This window comes from Duodenibacillus massiliensis (assembly GCF_900128485.1).
Taxonomy (GTDB): Bacteria; Pseudomonadota; Gammaproteobacteria; order Burkholderiales; family Burkholderiaceae_F; genus Duodenibacillus; species Duodenibacillus massiliensis.
Map to the genome: position 1 here is coordinate 585,456 of NZ_LT635861.1, position 13,621 is coordinate 599,076.

13 protein-coding genes and 1 pseudogene are annotated in these 13,621 nt (G+C 56.5%); 11 read left to right on the forward strand and 3 right to left on the reverse strand.

The window, feature by feature from the left end; all coding sequences use genetic code 11:
- The first annotated feature begins 4 nt into the window (after positions 1 to 4).
- The gene (locus tag BQ7486_RS10220) at positions 5 to 712 is read left to right on the forward strand and encodes a YggS family pyridoxal phosphate-dependent enzyme (protein ID WP_074009927.1); all 708 of its coding nucleotides are present in this window, start codon (positions 5 to 7) and stop codon (positions 710 to 712) included.
- A gap of 57 nt (positions 713 to 769) precedes the next feature.
- On the opposite strand, the gene ilvD is transcribed toward BQ7486_RS10220, so the two are convergent.
- The 3 genes and pseudogenes from ilvD to BQ7486_RS11795 form a co-directional block, all read right to left on the reverse strand.
- Complete coding sequence (ilvD, locus tag BQ7486_RS10225) at positions 770 to 2,428, reverse strand: dihydroxy-acid dehydratase (protein WP_074010135.1); 1,659 nt, start codon at positions 2,426 to 2,428, stop codon at positions 770 to 772.
- Positions 2,429 to 2,569: 141 nt separating this feature from the next.
- On the reverse strand, positions 2,570 to 3,934 hold the full coding sequence (locus tag BQ7486_RS10230) for an MATE family efflux transporter (protein ID WP_074009928.1): 1,365 nt from the start codon (positions 3,932 to 3,934) through the stop codon (positions 2,570 to 2,572).
- 433 nt (positions 3,935 to 4,367) lie between these two features.
- Positions 4,368 to 4,766, reverse strand: a pseudogene (locus BQ7486_RS11795) (RNA-guided endonuclease TnpB family protein); the annotation flags it as partial.
- Positions 4,767 to 5,406: 640 nt separating this feature from the next.
- Between BQ7486_RS11795 and ccmA the strand changes: the two are divergent.
- The 10 genes from ccmA (at position 5,407) to BQ7486_RS10290 (ending at position 13,389) form a co-directional block, all read left to right on the forward strand.
- Complete coding sequence (gene ccmA, locus BQ7486_RS10245; protein WP_074009931.1) at positions 5,407 to 6,117, forward strand: cytochrome c biogenesis heme-transporting ATPase CcmA; 711 nt, start codon at positions 5,407 to 5,409, stop codon at positions 6,115 to 6,117.
- The gene (gene ccmB, locus BQ7486_RS10250) at positions 6,110 to 6,778 is read left to right on the forward strand and encodes a heme exporter protein CcmB (RefSeq protein ID WP_022373827.1); all 669 of its coding nucleotides are present in this window, start codon (positions 6,110 to 6,112) and stop codon (positions 6,776 to 6,778) included. The genes ccmA and ccmB overlap by 8 nt, the downstream gene beginning before the upstream one ends.
- Before the next feature lie 24 nt (positions 6,779 to 6,802).
- Entirely contained in the window at positions 6,803 to 7,531 is a 729-nt protein-coding gene (ccmC, locus tag BQ7486_RS10255) for a heme ABC transporter permease CcmC (RefSeq protein WP_074009932.1), read from the forward strand.
- Position 7,532: 1 nt separating this feature from the next.
- A complete protein-coding gene (gene ccmD / locus BQ7486_RS10260) occupies positions 7,533 to 7,712 on the forward strand; it encodes a heme exporter protein CcmD (RefSeq protein ID WP_074009933.1) in 180 nt (59 codons plus the stop codon).
- A gap of 58 nt (positions 7,713 to 7,770) precedes the next feature.
- Entirely contained in the window at positions 7,771 to 8,262 is a 492-nt protein-coding gene (gene ccmE, locus BQ7486_RS10265; protein WP_022373824.1) for a cytochrome c maturation protein CcmE, read from the forward strand.
- A 37-nt stretch (positions 8,263 to 8,299) separates the two neighbouring features.
- Positions 8,300 to 10,273 carry a heme lyase CcmF/NrfE family subunit gene (locus tag BQ7486_RS10270; protein ID WP_074009934.1) on the forward strand — a complete coding sequence of 658 codons (1,974 nt, stop codon included), beginning with the start codon at positions 8,300 to 8,302 and terminating at the stop codon, positions 10,271 to 10,273.
- A 2-nt stretch (positions 10,274 to 10,275) separates the two neighbouring features.
- Positions 10,276 to 10,809: a DsbE family thiol:disulfide interchange protein gene (locus tag BQ7486_RS10275; protein ID WP_074009935.1), complete on the forward strand. Its 534-nt coding sequence runs from the start codon at positions 10,276 to 10,278 to the stop codon at positions 10,807 to 10,809.
- Entirely contained in the window at positions 10,806 to 11,297 is a 492-nt protein-coding gene (locus BQ7486_RS10280; protein WP_022373821.1) for a cytochrome c-type biogenesis protein, read from the forward strand. Before BQ7486_RS10275 ends, BQ7486_RS10280 begins: the two co-directional genes overlap by 4 nt.
- 3 nt (positions 11,298 to 11,300) lie before the next feature.
- Positions 11,301 to 12,584: a c-type cytochrome biogenesis protein CcmI gene (gene ccmI / locus BQ7486_RS10285; RefSeq protein ID WP_074009936.1), complete on the forward strand. Its 1,284-nt coding sequence runs from the start codon at positions 11,301 to 11,303 to the stop codon at positions 12,582 to 12,584.
- 163 nt (positions 12,585 to 12,747) lie between these two features.
- Positions 12,748 to 13,389 (forward strand): DJ-1/PfpI family protein, encoded by a 642-nt coding sequence (locus BQ7486_RS10290; protein ID WP_204207018.1) that lies wholly within the window; start codon positions 12,748 to 12,750, stop codon positions 13,387 to 13,389.
- The last annotated feature ends 232 nt before the right edge of the window (positions 13,390 to 13,621 follow it).

Genomic DNA, 13,621 nt, shown 5'->3' on the forward strand with positions numbered 1-13,621 from the left:
TGTTATGTCTGATTTTTCCCGAATTCCCGAAAACCTTGCCCGTGTCTGTGAAAGGCTCGAAGCGGCCGCGAATACCTGCGGCAGAAGTGTCGTATTGCTCGCGGTTTCAAAAACGTTTCCCGCTGAAGCCGTGGATGTTGCGCTTGCTGCGGGCCAGAAAGCGTTCGGCGAAAACTATGTGCAGGAAGGTGTGGAAAAGATAGAGTGGTTTAAGGAAAAGAGGCCTGACTCAGGGATTGTCTGGCACTTTATCGGGCCGCTGCAGTCCAACAAAACGCGCCCTGTGGCCGAGCATTTTGACTGGGTGGAAAGTGTTGACCGCTTAAAAATCGCGCAGCGTTTAAATGACCAGAGGCCCGAAAATCTGCCGCCGTTAAATCTGCTCATTGAAGTCAATATTGACGGCGAAGCCAGTAAAAGCGGTGTTGTGCCCGACGATCTTCCCGCTCTGATTGAATCCGTGAGAGCGCTTCCACGGCTCAAACTCAGAGGGCTCATGACGATTCCGGCGCCCGCTGACACCCGGGAAGAAAAGATGAAGCCCCTTATTGCCATGCGTGCGCTTTTTGACGGGCTCAAAGACCGTTACGGCTTTGACACGCTTTCCATGGGAATGAGCGCGGATATGACGGAGGCTGTTGAGGCCGGAAGCACCGAGGTTCGCGTCGGCAGCGCGATTTTCGGCGCCAGACACTATCCGGCCAAAGCCTGACGCAAAAAAAGAGGACGCCCGTAAAGACGTCCTCTTTTTCCAAGAAGCCCTCTGAAATTAACTCAGCACGGCACCCTTGCAGCCCGAACTCACAAGCTTGGCGTAGCGGGCGAGATAGCCCGTGTTCACGCGCGGCGTTCTCGGCTTCCATTCGGCACGGCGCTTCGTCATTTCTTCGTCCGACACATCCACGCTGATCGTGTTGGCGGGAATGTCGATTTCGATCATGTCGCCTTCCTTGATGAGCGCAATGGGGCCGCCCACAGCAGCTTCCGGCGAGACGTGACCGATGGCGGCACCGCGGGTGGCGCCGGAGAAGCGTCCGTCGGTGATGAGAGCCACGCAGTTGCCGAGGCCCGAACCCATAATGGCGGAGGTGGGGTTGAGCATTTCGCGCATGCCGGGGCCGCCCTTGGGGCCTTCGTAGCGGATCACGACGACTTCGCCGGCGTTGATCTTGCCGCCGTAGATGGCGTTAAGCGCATCTTCTTCGCAGTCAAAGACGCGGGCCTTGCCCTTGTGATGCATCATTTCAGGAGCCACGGCCGAGCGCTTCACCACAGACCCTTCGGGAGCGAGGTTGCCCTTCAAAACAGCAATGCCGCCTTCCTTGCTGATGGGGTTATCAACGGTGTGAATGATCTCGGTGTTGAGAATCTGCGCGCCCTTGATGTTTTCGGCAACGGTCTTGCCGGTGACAGTCATCAGATCGGTCTTTAAGAACCCGAGCTTGGCGATTTCAGCCATCACCGCGCGGATGCCGCCCGCTTCATCGAGTTCCTCGATGTAGTGGTTGCCGGCCGGAGCGAGGTGGCAGAGGTTCGGGGTGTGCTTGCTGATTTCGTTTGCGACCGAGAGATCAAGATCAATGCCGCATTCGTGCGCGATGGCGGGCAGGTGCAGCATGGAGTTCGTTGAGCAGCCGAGTGCCATGTCAATGGCAAGCGCGTTCATAAACGCGTCGCGCGTCATGATGTCGCGGGGCTTAAGGTCGTCACGGACGAGATCCATGATCTTCATGCCGCTTTCCTTGGCAAGGCGCAGGCGGGCGGAGTAAACGGCCGGAATCGTGCCGTTGCCGGGCAGCGCCATACCGAGCACTTCCGAGAGGCAGTTCATGGAGTTCGCGGTAAACATGCCCGAGCAGGAACCGCAGGACGGGCAAGCCTTGTTTTCGAGGTCTTCAAACTGAATCGGCGTGATCTTGCCGGTTCGGAACTGACTCACCGCTTCGCTGATGTTGGAGTAGGAGACCTTGTGGCCTTCAAAGTGACCGGCAAGCATTGCGCCGCCGCTGATCACAATTGAAGGAATGTTAAGGCGCGCGGCGGCCATCAGAAGCCCGGGGACGTTTTTGTCGCAGGCAGCGACCATCACCAGGCCGTCAAAGGGGTGAGCCATTGCCATCGATTCGGTGGAGTCGGCAATGAGTTCGCGCGAAACCAGGGAGTACTTCATGCCGACGTGGCCCATCGCAAGGCCGTCGCAGACGGCAATTGCCGGGAACACAATCGGAACGCCGCCCGCCAAAGCCACGCCCTGCTTGACGGCATCGACAATTTTGTCGAGATTCATGTGGCCCGGAACGATGTCGTTCTTGGAGCTCACAACGCCGATCAGAGGCTTGCCGATTTCGGCATCACACAGGCCCAGGGCCTTTAAAAGCGAACGCTGCGGGGCGGCATTGATGCCCTTGGTTAACGGATCACTGCGCATAAACTTATTTTCTCCCATGAATACGCGGGGTTGTATTTGTGGTGTTATTCAGAATTGTCCGAAATAACGGTGTCTGCATATTGTATTGCTCACGCTGAAACAGACCTGACGAAAGGCGCGAAAACAGATACGTTTCTAGACTTAATCGAAACTGCCTGCGGTTTTTGTCTCAAGTGTTTTCTGGTGACGCCGGTAAAGCCACCAGAGCATCAGCGTCGTCACCACCCAGCTTGCGGGGTAGACGGCCATGAGCATGTTGTAGGTAGGGTCGGCGGCAAAAAGTGTTGCAACCCAGAGTACGCGGATCGAGCAGATGCACACCAATGTCACCACTGCCGGAGGCAGTGAATAACCGAAACCGCGCATGGCGTCAGACAAGGTTTCCATGATGACGTTAACCGGTTCGGGCAGCACCACCCAGAAGATGCGGGTAAGCCCCAGCGCAATAACGGACTCATCGGTCGTAAAGCAGGCGAGAAGTTCTCTTGCGAAAATCCAGATAAAGGCTACGAGAACGAAGGTCGCCGCAAAGTTAAGCCCCATGGAAATGAGGGTGGCGCGCCGGCAGCGCGCGAGGTTTCCCGCGCCCCAGTTTTGGCTCACGAACGTGGTGGCCGTGAGGCCAAAGGCATTGATAAAGCAGTAAACGTTGATTTCAATCGTAAAGGCTGCGACGCTTCCTGCCATCGCGTCAGGTCCGAGACTGTTGATTGCCGCCTGAATGATGAGGTTGGAAAGCGAAAAGACCATACTCTGCAGTCCCGCGGGCCACCCGATTCTCACCATGTTTTTCAGTGCCGTGCGGTTGACGGTGAAAAGCCTGGCGGGGATGAGCCTTAATTCATCATCGCGCCGCATGAGGCAGACCACAAGAATGGCGGCGGCCAGAGCGTTGGCAAGCGCCGTCGCAAGCGCCACGCCCCCGGCCTGCATGCCGCAGACCAAAACAAAAAAGAGGTTTCCGGCAATATTAAAAACCGTTGCGGCGCAAAGCGCCCACAAAGGGGTTTTCGTGTCGCCCTTGCTTCTGAAGACGGAAGCAAGGAAGTTATAAACCGCAATAAAAGGGATGCCCGCAAGGTAGACGCGTAGGTAGTCTTCGGCGTGCCCGAGAACGCTCTCAGGGACGTCAAGCACATCCATGATGAAGCCGCAGAAGATTTCCCCCAAAAGGGCAATGGCAACGCCAAAGGCGACCGACAGTGCAAAAGCCGTGTGTACGCTTTCAGAAGCGAGTTTTTTCTGCCGCATTCCGAGGTAGCGGGCCGTCACGACGTTAACGCCGAGCGCAAGTCCCATGCACAGACTCACTATGAGACCGATCACCGGGACGTTGTTTCCCACGGCAGCCATTGCGTCGCTTGAGACGTAGTGTCCGAGGACAGCGACGTCGGCGGCATTAAAGAGCTGCTGCAGCACGCCCGTGAAGGCAAGCGGCAGCGCAATGATGATCATTTTGTCCCAGAGGGAGCCCTCGAGAAGGTTGAGTTCCTTGGCCTGTGACATGGTGCGTGTATCGGGAAAACCGTCGGATGAAGCGCTTTTTTGGCCGATTTTAAGCTTCGGACGGGCGGCAACCGATTCTTAAGGCAGGATTCTTTTTTCAGGCAGGAAAAAAGTACGAATGTGCATATTTATTGGGTCGAAACAGGTTTTACGGTTGACTAATCCTTTATAACTAATAGACAAGCTTAATTTTTCAGCCCGCTTTAAGGTATCGTCCTTTGGCAGGCGTTTCGGGGAAAAGACACAATTCGGCATGAAATCAGCGCTTAAGGCGGTGTCGGAGAGCCCCGCAGGCGCAGTAAACCCCAATAAAAAATCTCTGACAACAAGAAGTACGACTTTCCCATCCGGGAGGAGACACACGTAAACAACCCCCCGTCTGAAGACGGGGGGTTTATTGTAACCGCATCACACGGCCCAACATAAGGCTGGTTTACATCAGCCCCTGTGCTGACAGCTGTCGGCACAGACCCTGCAGGTTGCGGCTCGCATTCAAGTCGCTGTGAGCAAGGTGACCACATTGGCTGCAGCAAAACCCGTGCTTATGGCGTTTGCCCGGTGCCCCGCACTGTGAGCATGTCTGGCTTGTATAGCGCGGATCCAGGAAAACACACCGGATTCCAGCGGCTGCCGCTTTGTAAACAATCATCTCCTGCAACTCACGGAAAGACCAGCGGTGCAGTCGGCTTCTGATGCGTTTCCCGGCCTTGATGTGATCCCGGATATGCGTTAGGTCTTCCAGGGCGATTAACTTGATACCCCGCTTTGCGGCTTCCTGCACAATCTCTTTGCTTACAACGTTATTGACATGCGTCACATGGCGTCTTTCTCGGCCTGAGGCTTTTTTTTAGGTGCTGTCCGGCACTCTGAGAGCCGTTGCGCTGAAGACGCTTTCTCTGACTCATATATCGGTCTCTTTTATCCTTTAATGCTCCTGCTTTCCAAATACGGCCCATGCTGACGGCCGCAATATTGTTCTCGCCGACATCAATACCCATGATCTCGTCGGCTTTCAGATTCTTTAAATGCTCTTCGCCCGAACAACCTTGGGACTCCACAGCGATGTGAAGCTCCCAAAACGCTTCTTTCCGGCCTCTCCGGGGATGCAGAACAAGGTTGCACTCCTTACGCTTTCCCGAAGCCGGCAACTCTTTTTGAAAAGGGCCGGGGCACAGACGTGCCCGAATCCGACCGCTGATGGTTGAAATTGAAACAGTGCCGTCAGGGAAAAAATGTCAGCGTGTTCTTGTCGACGTGAACCGAGGGGCGCCTGAACACCAGCGTCTTGATGATGCGGAAATGCGAAATTCGAAAAACCCGGCCTCGGCCGGGTTTTTTGTAAGATTTGGTTAATCGGTTTTGACTAGACTCAGCGGACTAGTCAGAAAGTCTGCCTTCGGGCGGATATAAGCGTTCAGCAAAGCCCATGCAAAAAGGGGTTGTCTGCCGCTAAAAGAAGGATCCCGGGATTTATGTCAAATTCTGCTGTTGCGCGCAACGGGCTCAGTGTCTGCGGTCTTGAGCTCGAGCGCGGTGAGAGACTGCTTTTCAGGGGGCTCGCGTTTGAAGCGCCTCCGGGCACGCTTGTGCGCCTTGCCGGCGCAAACGGCACCGGTAAAACAAGCCTTCTGAGGCTTTTGACGGGGCTTATGGTTCCCGACGCCGGCGAAATTCTCTATAAGGGCGAGTCCATCACAAAGCTCAGGGAAGACTTTCACCGAGATCTCGTCTATATCGGCCACATGAACGGCGTCAAGGACGATCTGAGCGCCCGGGAAAATGTGCGCATTGCCGCACGGCTCGGAAACCTCATTGTCACCGACAGTCAGATTAACGAGGCGCTCGGCGCCGTCGGACTTACAGACTTCACCGAACATACAACCGGGGAACTAAGCCAGGGGCAGAGGCGGCGCGTGGCGCTTGCGCGCCTTTTTGTGAGCGAAATGAAGCCCGTCTGGATTCTGGATGAACCCTTTACGGCGCTTGACGTTCAGAGCGTGGCGAACCTTTCGGACGCCGTTGCCCGGCATGTCAGGGCGGGCGGCATCGTTATTTACACCACCCACCAGGAGTGTGCCGTGGACGTCCCTGAGGAAAAGAAACTCACGGTGGACGTCTCCGCCTTTGCCCCAAAACGCAAAAAGAAGGCACAGGCGTGCCTCGGGGGAGGTGATCATGTTTAATCTCTTTCTCTCGGTGGTCCGCCGCGACCTGATGCTTGCACTGCGGCAAAAAAGCGACCTTGTTCAAACGATCTTCTTTTTCGCGGTCGTCGTGACGCTGGTGCCGCTCGGGGTCGGAGCCGAACAAAACGTCTTAAGAACGATGGCCCCGGGCGTGGTGTGGGTGGCGGCTCTTTTGGCGGCTCTTTTGTCGCTGCCGCGCATTTTTGCCCTGGACTACGCCGACGGAACGCTTGAGCAGATGCTTATTTCCGCCGAACCCTTAAGCGTCATCGTGGTCGGCAAAGTCGTTGCGCACTGGCTCGTCACCGGGATTCCGATCACGGTTTTTGCGGCCGTTTTCGGTATTTTGTTTGACCTCCCGGTTGATCAGACGGCGGTGCTGATGTTTTCCCTTTTGCTCGGCACACCGGTCTTAAGTCTTGTGGGGGCAATCGGTGCGGCGCTCACCCTGGGACTCAGAGCTGGTTCCGTCTTAACGAGCCTTTTGGTGCTGCCGCTTTACATTCCGGTTTTGATTTTCGGCGCAGGCGCAACCGTGCAGGTCGCCATCAGCGTGAGCCCTGCGGCCTACCTCATGGTCACCGCCGGACTGAGCTTTTTTGCGCTTGCCGCAGCGCCCTTTGCGGTGGCGGCCGCCCTTCGGATTTCACTGCAGTAAAACTACACCCCATCAAGGAGAAGCATGAAGAACGCATTTTTTACCCCGGAAGGTTTTTACCGTACCGCGGGTTATTCGGTGAAGTGGCTCTACGGCCTTGCGGCTGTCTGCGCCGCCGTCGCGTTTTACCTCGGCTTTTTTGTCTGCCCCATTGACGCCACGCAGGGTAACTCCTACCGCATCATCTTTATTCACGTGGCAAGTGCCTGGATGAGCATGCTCATCTATGTTGTGATGGCGGTCTTTTCCGCTGCGGCGCTTGTGACCAACAACAAGATGTGCTCGATTTTCTCGGCCGCGATGGCGCCCACCGGGGCCCTGATGGCGTTTCTTGCGCTTTTTTCGGGATCTTTCTGGGGACGCCCCACATGGGGAACCCACTGGGTGTGGGACGCGCGTCTGACAAGTGAACTCATCCTTCTCTTTCTTTACCTCGGTTTTCTGGCGCTTCAGAGCGCGATTGCCGATCACCGCCGTGCCGACAAGGCCTGTGCCGTGATCGCGATTGTGGGCGTTGTGAACGTCCCGATCATTTATTTCTCGGTGAAGTGGTGGAACACGCTGCATCAGGGCGCTTCGATCACGAGCAAAGGTTCTTCTATCGCTCCGATCATGCTCTACACGCTGCTTTTGATGGTTGTGGCCTTCTGGATCTACAGTTTTGCCTCAACTTTTGTGCGTGCGCGCTCGATGATTCTGGAACGTGAACGCCGGCAGACGTGGGTACAGGCGCTTGTGAAGGAGGGTAAGTAACATGGACTGGACTTCAATTACGCATTTTCTGCACATGGACGGTCACGGCTTTTATGTCTGGAGTGCCTACGGAATGGCCACGTTTCTTGTGATCGCTGAAAGTTTTATGCATGTAAGACGCCGCAAGGCGGCCCTCGATCGCGTGAAAAAAGAAGCGGCGCGCGCCGAGATTGAGGCGTAAGCCCCATTAAAAGAACACAGTTTTTAACCGCTTTATTGACCCCAAGGAGCAGAGAACTATGGAGAATCGAGCTGCCAAACGACTGGCTTTGATTGTCGGCGCGGTTGCCGTTGTGGGCGTCGGGGCCTACCTGATGCTTTCCGCTTTTAACGAAAACCTGGTGTTTTTCTATTCCCCCATGCAGGTGCAGGCGCAGGAAGCCCCCAAGGGCCGTACCTTCCGTATGGGCGGGATGGTGATGCCCGGCTCCGTCAAGCGCCTTGAAGACGGCGTTACGGTGAGTTTCGGCATCACCGATACCGGAGCCGTGATCCCCGCGCAGTTTAAGGGGATTCTCCCCGACCTCTTTAAGGAAGGTAAGGGCGTTGTGGCTCAGGGTAAGTTAAACGATCAGGGCGTTTTCGTCTGCAGCGAAGTGCTTGCTAAACACGACGAAAACTACATGCCGCCTGAGGCGCAGGATGCTGTGGACAAGGCCCATGCCGCCATGCGTACGGCTGACTATAAAAATGCCGAAGAGGGTGTGTCGATGGCGCACTCCAAGCAGTAATTCAATCAACAAACTTCTCGGTTAAGGGAGATATCCCGTGATAGCGGAAATCGGTCATTTTGCACTGATTCTGGCGCTCATCGTGGCCGTGATTCAGGGGGTGCTGCCGCTTGTCGGCGCCGCCCGCGGAATCTCGTCCTGGATGGCGGCCGGACGCATGTGCGCCAGCGCCAACGCGCTTTTTCTGACGGTGGCCTTCGCCTCGCTCGCGTACTGCTTCTATATCAGTGACTTCACTGTGCTCAACGTGGCGAACAACTCCAATTCGCTTTTGCCCTGGTACTACAAGGTGGCGGCAACCTGGGGCAGCCACGAGGGCTCGATTCTGTTCTGGTCAGTGACGCTTTCCTGGTGGGCTTTGGCTGTTTCCTTCGCAAGCCGCCGGCTTTCCGAAGAAATGATGGCGCGTGTTTTAGGCATCATGGGCCTTGTGCTCATGGGCTTTCTGGCGTTCATGCTCTTTACCTCCAACCCCTTCCTGCGCCTTTTCCCGGCTGCTCCCGAAGGGGCTGACTTAAATCCCCTGCTGCAGGACCCGGGGATGGTCTTTCATCCGCCGCTTCTGTATCTGGGCTACGTGGGCTTTTCCGTGCCCTTTGCCTTCGCGCTCGCAGCCCTGATCAGCGGTAAGCTCGATGTGGCCTGGGCGCGCTGGATGCGTCCGTGGACGACGGCGGCGTGGATTCTTCTCACGCTCGGCATCAGTCTGGGTTCCTACTGGGCCTATTACGAACTCGGCTGGGGCGGCTGGTGGTTCTGGGATCCGGTGGAAAACAGCTCCTTTATGCCGTGGTTGACCGGTACTGCGCTGATGCACAGCCTTGCCGTGACGGAAAAGCGCGGGTGCTTCAAGATCTGGACGGTGCTCCTTGCGATCATCACCTTTTCGCTCTCGCTTCTTGGGACCTTCCTCGTGCGCTCGGGGGTTCTCACGTCCGTTCACGCGTTTGCGACTGATCCGGAACGCGGCGTGTTTATTCTCGCCTTCCTCATCATCGTGATCGGCCTGTCGTTCCTTCTGTTTGCCTGGCGTGCTCCCACGGTGGGCCTCGGAGGCAACTTCTCGATGGTAAGTCGCGAGTCGATGCTTCTTGTGAACAACGTGCTTCTTGTTGTCGCGATGGGCGCGGTTCTTCTGGGAACGCTCTATCCCTTGTTCCTTGACGCTTTAAACGCCGGCAAGATCTCGGTCGGGCCCCCGTACTTTGACTCGGTCTTCGGGCCGATCATGCTGCCGATGCTCTTCCTTTTGGGCGTGGCTCCGTTTGCCCGCTGGAAGGAAGCCGATCCGCTTACGCTTACCAAGAAGCTCTGGTGGTGCTTTGCCGCGGCCATTGTGATTGCCGCCGTGGTGCCTTTCCTCATGGGACGCTGGAGCCACTGGGTCTTTATCGGCGTGACGCTTGCGGTTTGGGTTGCCATTACCGTGGTCTACAACATCATCGACCGCGGCCGCAACATGCAGGGCAGTTTCTTTGCGAAACTTTTCCGTCATCCGCGTGCTTTCTGGGGCATGCAGCTCGCGCACCTGGGCGTGGCCGTTTTTGTGATCGGTGTGGCTCTTGTGAAGGGCTACCCGGCCGAACGCGATGTGCGCATGTACGTGGGCGAACAGGTGACGGTTGCCGGTTACAGCTTTGTCTTTAACGGCACGAAGGAAGTGCGCGGTCAGAACTACACGGCTGTGCGCGGTGACTTCACCGTGACGCGTGAAGGCAAGGAAATCACGCGGCTTTATCCTGAAAAGCGCAATTACTTCTCGTCCCGCTCCATGCCCATGACCGAAGCCGCGATCCGCCACTCGATCACCGGCGACATCTATGTAAGTCTCGGTGAGCCGACGCCTGACGGCGGCTGGATTGTGCGCGCTTACTCCAAGCCCTTTGTGACATGGATCTGGTGGGGCACGATCATCATGGCCTTGGGCGGCCTTTTGGCGATGACCGACAGACGCTACCGTCTGCGCCGCCGTGAAGACAAGGGTGCGGACGCCGCAGTGAAGGAGGCTTAAATATGCGTTGGAAGTTTCTGATTCCTCTTGCGATATTTCTGTTTCTTGCCGGGTTCCTCTTAAAGGGCCTTTACATGGATCCGAGAAAGGTTCCGTCTGCTCTGATTGACAAGCCGGCGCCGGAGTTTTCTCTGCCTCAGCTTCATGACCCGCAAAAGACCGTAACCAAGAAGGATCTTCTCGGGAAGGTCTACCTCTTAAACGTCTGGGCGAGCTGGTGTGAGTCCTGCCAGTACGAGCATCCCTTTTACGTGCAGTTAAAGCGTGCCGGTGAAAAGATCTTCATCGTGGGCTACAACTACCGTGACAAGCGCTTTGCCGCACTGCAGTGGCTCGATAACCTCGGAGATCCCTATGACGTGTCCGTGATGGACGCTGACGGCCGCACCGCCATTGACTTCGGTGTCTACGGTGCGCCCGAGACGTTCCTTGTGGACAAAAAAGGTGTGATCCGCCACAAAGTGGTGGGACCGGTGACGCCTGAAATCTGGAAAAACGAACTCAAACCGCTGATTGACAAGCTGGAGGCGCAATGAAAAAGCTCATCTGTGTATTAGCGGGCCTGTGCGCGTTCTCTGCTTCGTACGCGGCGGCTGAAGCGCCGGCCGCGGCCGCCCCGCATGAAGCAGCGCCCACGCAGTTTGATCCGGTGGCGCACAAGCGCGTTCTGGGCATTTCCGAGCAGCTCCGTTGCCTCGTGTGCCAGAACCAGTCGATTGCCGAAAGTAATGCGGAACTTGCGGTGGACCTGAGAAATCAGGTGATTGAGCAGATCAAGGCCGGCCGCAGCGATAAGGAAATCATCGACTACATGGTGGACCGCTACGGCGACTTTGTGCTCTACAAGCCGCCCTTTAAGGCGTCAACGGCTATTTTGTGGCTCGGGCCCGTCGTGCTCTTCATTGCGGCGCTTCTTGGCTTTTACATCAACCTGCGCCGCCGCAAGCAGACGGTTCAGAAGACGGAAACGGCCTTAACGCCCGAAGAGCGTAAAAAGGCTGACGCCCTCTTGCGCGGAGAGTAACCGATGCTCATTACATTCATTATCTGTGCCCTGATTCTGACGGCGGCGGGGCTTGCCCTCATCGTCTGGGGGCTTGTGAAAAAGCACCGCGCGGATGCCGGAAAGGTGAGAGCCGAGCAAAACCTCGCGCTTTTGCGCGCTCAGTACGCCGAGCTTGAAGCCGACTACAAGGCTGGCAAAATTCCCGAGGACGAGTACACCGAGACCAAGACGGAAATCGAACACCGTGTGATCGAGGAGACTGCTGAAGGTGAGGAGAGCGTGCGGCGCGACGGCCGTCAGGGGCTTTACGCCGCCTTCGTGATTGTCGTTGCTGTCCCCGTTCTTGCGTTTGTGGGGTATGAGTACCTGGGGTCTCCGCAGGCACTGGACCCGGTCTTTATGCAGCAACAGCAGCAGAACATGACCGGCATGCAGGGACACTCCGAAGCCGATCTGATGGATTCCATCAAACTGCTGGAAGACCGTCTGAAGGAAAATCCCGACAACGCCGACGGCTGGATGATGCTCGCCAAGACCTACGCGTCCTTTAAAAACTGGAAGGAAAGTTCGCGCGCGTTTGCTGAGGTAAACCGCCTTGTGCCGCACAACCCGGACGTTCTCGCGGACTGGGCGGACGTTCTGGCAGCGACCACAGGTTCCATTGAAGGTAAGCCTCAGGAACTCATTGAGGAGGCTCTGAAAATCGATCCGATGCACTGGAAGGCACTGGCTCTGATGGGAACGCTCTGCTACGACAAGCGTGACTTTAAGGGTGCCGTGACTTACTGGGAGCGCATGCGTTCGGGCACTGAGCAGGGCAGCGAAGAGTGGCGTCAGATCACGGAAAACATTGAGCAGGCCCGCCGCATGGGGGGACTTCCTGCCGAGACAAGCGCCCTGCAGCCGGCACCTGCCGGGGTCAAAGCGCCCGTGAAGGAAAAGGCCGCGGCGCCCGGTAAGGTCTTTATTACCGGAACGGTGGATGTGGCCCCCGCGATGAAGGGAAAACTCACCGGTAAGGAAACGGTCTTTGTGTTTGCACGCAGTGTGACGGGCAGCAAAATGCCGGTTGCCTTTATCCGCCTGGATGCGGCAAACCTTCCCGCGAGTTTCCGCCTTGACGGCATGAGCCAGATGGGAATGGGCGTGAAGACCCTGGCTGACGTCATGGAAGCCATTGTTGAAGCGCGCGTTTCACGCTCCGGCAACTTTATGCCCGGTCCCGGCGATCTTGAGGGTTCCGCCGGAACCGTTAAGGTCGGGGCTGAAGGCGTGAAGATTGTGATTGACCGTGTGGTACCTTAAGGTTTGCCTTCCGGTATCGCCTTAAGCTAAGCGGAAAAAGCAGCTGGAATCAGATCCCGCTGCTTTTTTCGTTATGTTGTCTGAAGTGCTTTTTGATGGAGATGAGTGATGTCTGAAACCCCGTCTGAGCCGTCGGGCTCTCTGCAGTGCAGCCGCGGTGCTCATGATGCCGGCATCGGCTTTGCCTGCGGTTGCCGGACAAACGACCGCGACCGCGGCAAAAGCCAATCTTACCGTCGTGTTTTTTCCCGGTTTTGAAACAATCGATGCTATGGGACCGGTGGAGATGCTCGGAAATCTTGCAGACTCCATGCGGTTTGTGTCGCTTGACGGCGGCATTGTCAAAAGCGCGCAGGGCGTGCCGGTGATGACGGAAAAGTTCGTGTCTGAGGATCCTGTGAGAATTCTTCTTGTGCCGGGCGCAGTGTCTCAGGTTCTGCCCAAAGAGAAAGCGTTTTTTGAGGCAGGTAAAGCCGCGGCACAAAAAGCAGAATATGTGCTCACGGTTTGTACAGGCTCATTTCTCGTGGCGCAGACAGGACTTCTGAAGGGACGCAAAGCGACGAGCAACAAAAAGGCACTGCCCATGGTGATGAAGTGCGTGCCGGATGTAAATTGGCAGAAGAAAGCCCGCCGGGTAGCAGACGGTAAGTTCTACACGTCCTCGGGTATTACGGCCGGCATGGATATGGCGCTTGGGTTTATTGCTGACCGGTATGGAGAAAACGAAGCTCGCCGTATTGCGGCATTTACCGAGTATCGCCAAAGCGCGGATCCGGCGGACGACCCGTTTGCGGCAGGTTAACGGACTGCGGGTGCAGAAGAACGTCATCGACTGCGTGGCGCCGTAATGTCGTTCTGCTCTTTTGCAGCAAAAACCGCCGTCTCTGTCAGAGAGTCCGGCGGTTTTTTGTAACTTCCCGGGCCGCAGCCGTTACGGAGCGCGAGCCTTTGCAAAGCTCTGTTTCGGGGTGTTGCAGAATGAGTTTTTAAAGGAAAAAGGCGGGCACAATAGGATCTGAGCAGTACTTAACAAC

Bases quoted from the DNA above. Each gene is read 5' to 3' on its own strand.
- BQ7486_RS10220 (WP_074009927.1), top strand. From the start codon at position 5: ATGTCTGATTTTTCCCGAATTCCCGAAAACCTTGCCCGTGTCTGTGAA.
- ilvD (WP_074010135.1), bottom strand. From the start codon at position 2,428: ATGCGCAGTGATCCGTTAACCAAGGGCATCAATGCCGCCCCGCAGCGT.
- BQ7486_RS10230 (WP_074009928.1), bottom strand. From the start codon at position 3,934: ATGTCACAGGCCAAGGAACTCAACCTTCTCGAGGGCTCCCTCTGGGAC.
- ccmA (WP_074009931.1), top strand. From the start codon at position 5,407: ATGTCAAATTCTGCTGTTGCGCGCAACGGGCTCAGTGTCTGCGGTCTT.
- ccmB (WP_022373827.1), top strand. From the start codon at position 6,110: ATGTTTAATCTCTTTCTCTCGGTGGTCCGCCGCGACCTGATGCTTGCA.
- ccmC (WP_074009932.1), top strand. From the start codon at position 6,803: ATGAAGAACGCATTTTTTACCCCGGAAGGTTTTTACCGTACCGCGGGT.
- ccmD (WP_074009933.1), top strand. From the start codon at position 7,533: ATGGACTGGACTTCAATTACGCATTTTCTGCACATGGACGGTCACGGC.
- ccmE (WP_022373824.1), top strand. From the start codon at position 7,771: ATGGAGAATCGAGCTGCCAAACGACTGGCTTTGATTGTCGGCGCGGTT.
- BQ7486_RS10275 (WP_074009935.1), top strand. From the start codon at position 10,276: ATGCGTTGGAAGTTTCTGATTCCTCTTGCGATATTTCTGTTTCTTGCC.
- BQ7486_RS10280 (WP_022373821.1), top strand. From the start codon at position 10,806: ATGAAAAAGCTCATCTGTGTATTAGCGGGCCTGTGCGCGTTCTCTGCT.
- ccmI (WP_074009936.1), top strand. From the start codon at position 11,301: ATGCTCATTACATTCATTATCTGTGCCCTGATTCTGACGGCGGCGGGG.
- BQ7486_RS10290 (WP_204207018.1), top strand. From the start codon at position 12,748: ATGATGCCGGCATCGGCTTTGCCTGCGGTTGCCGGACAAACGACCGCG.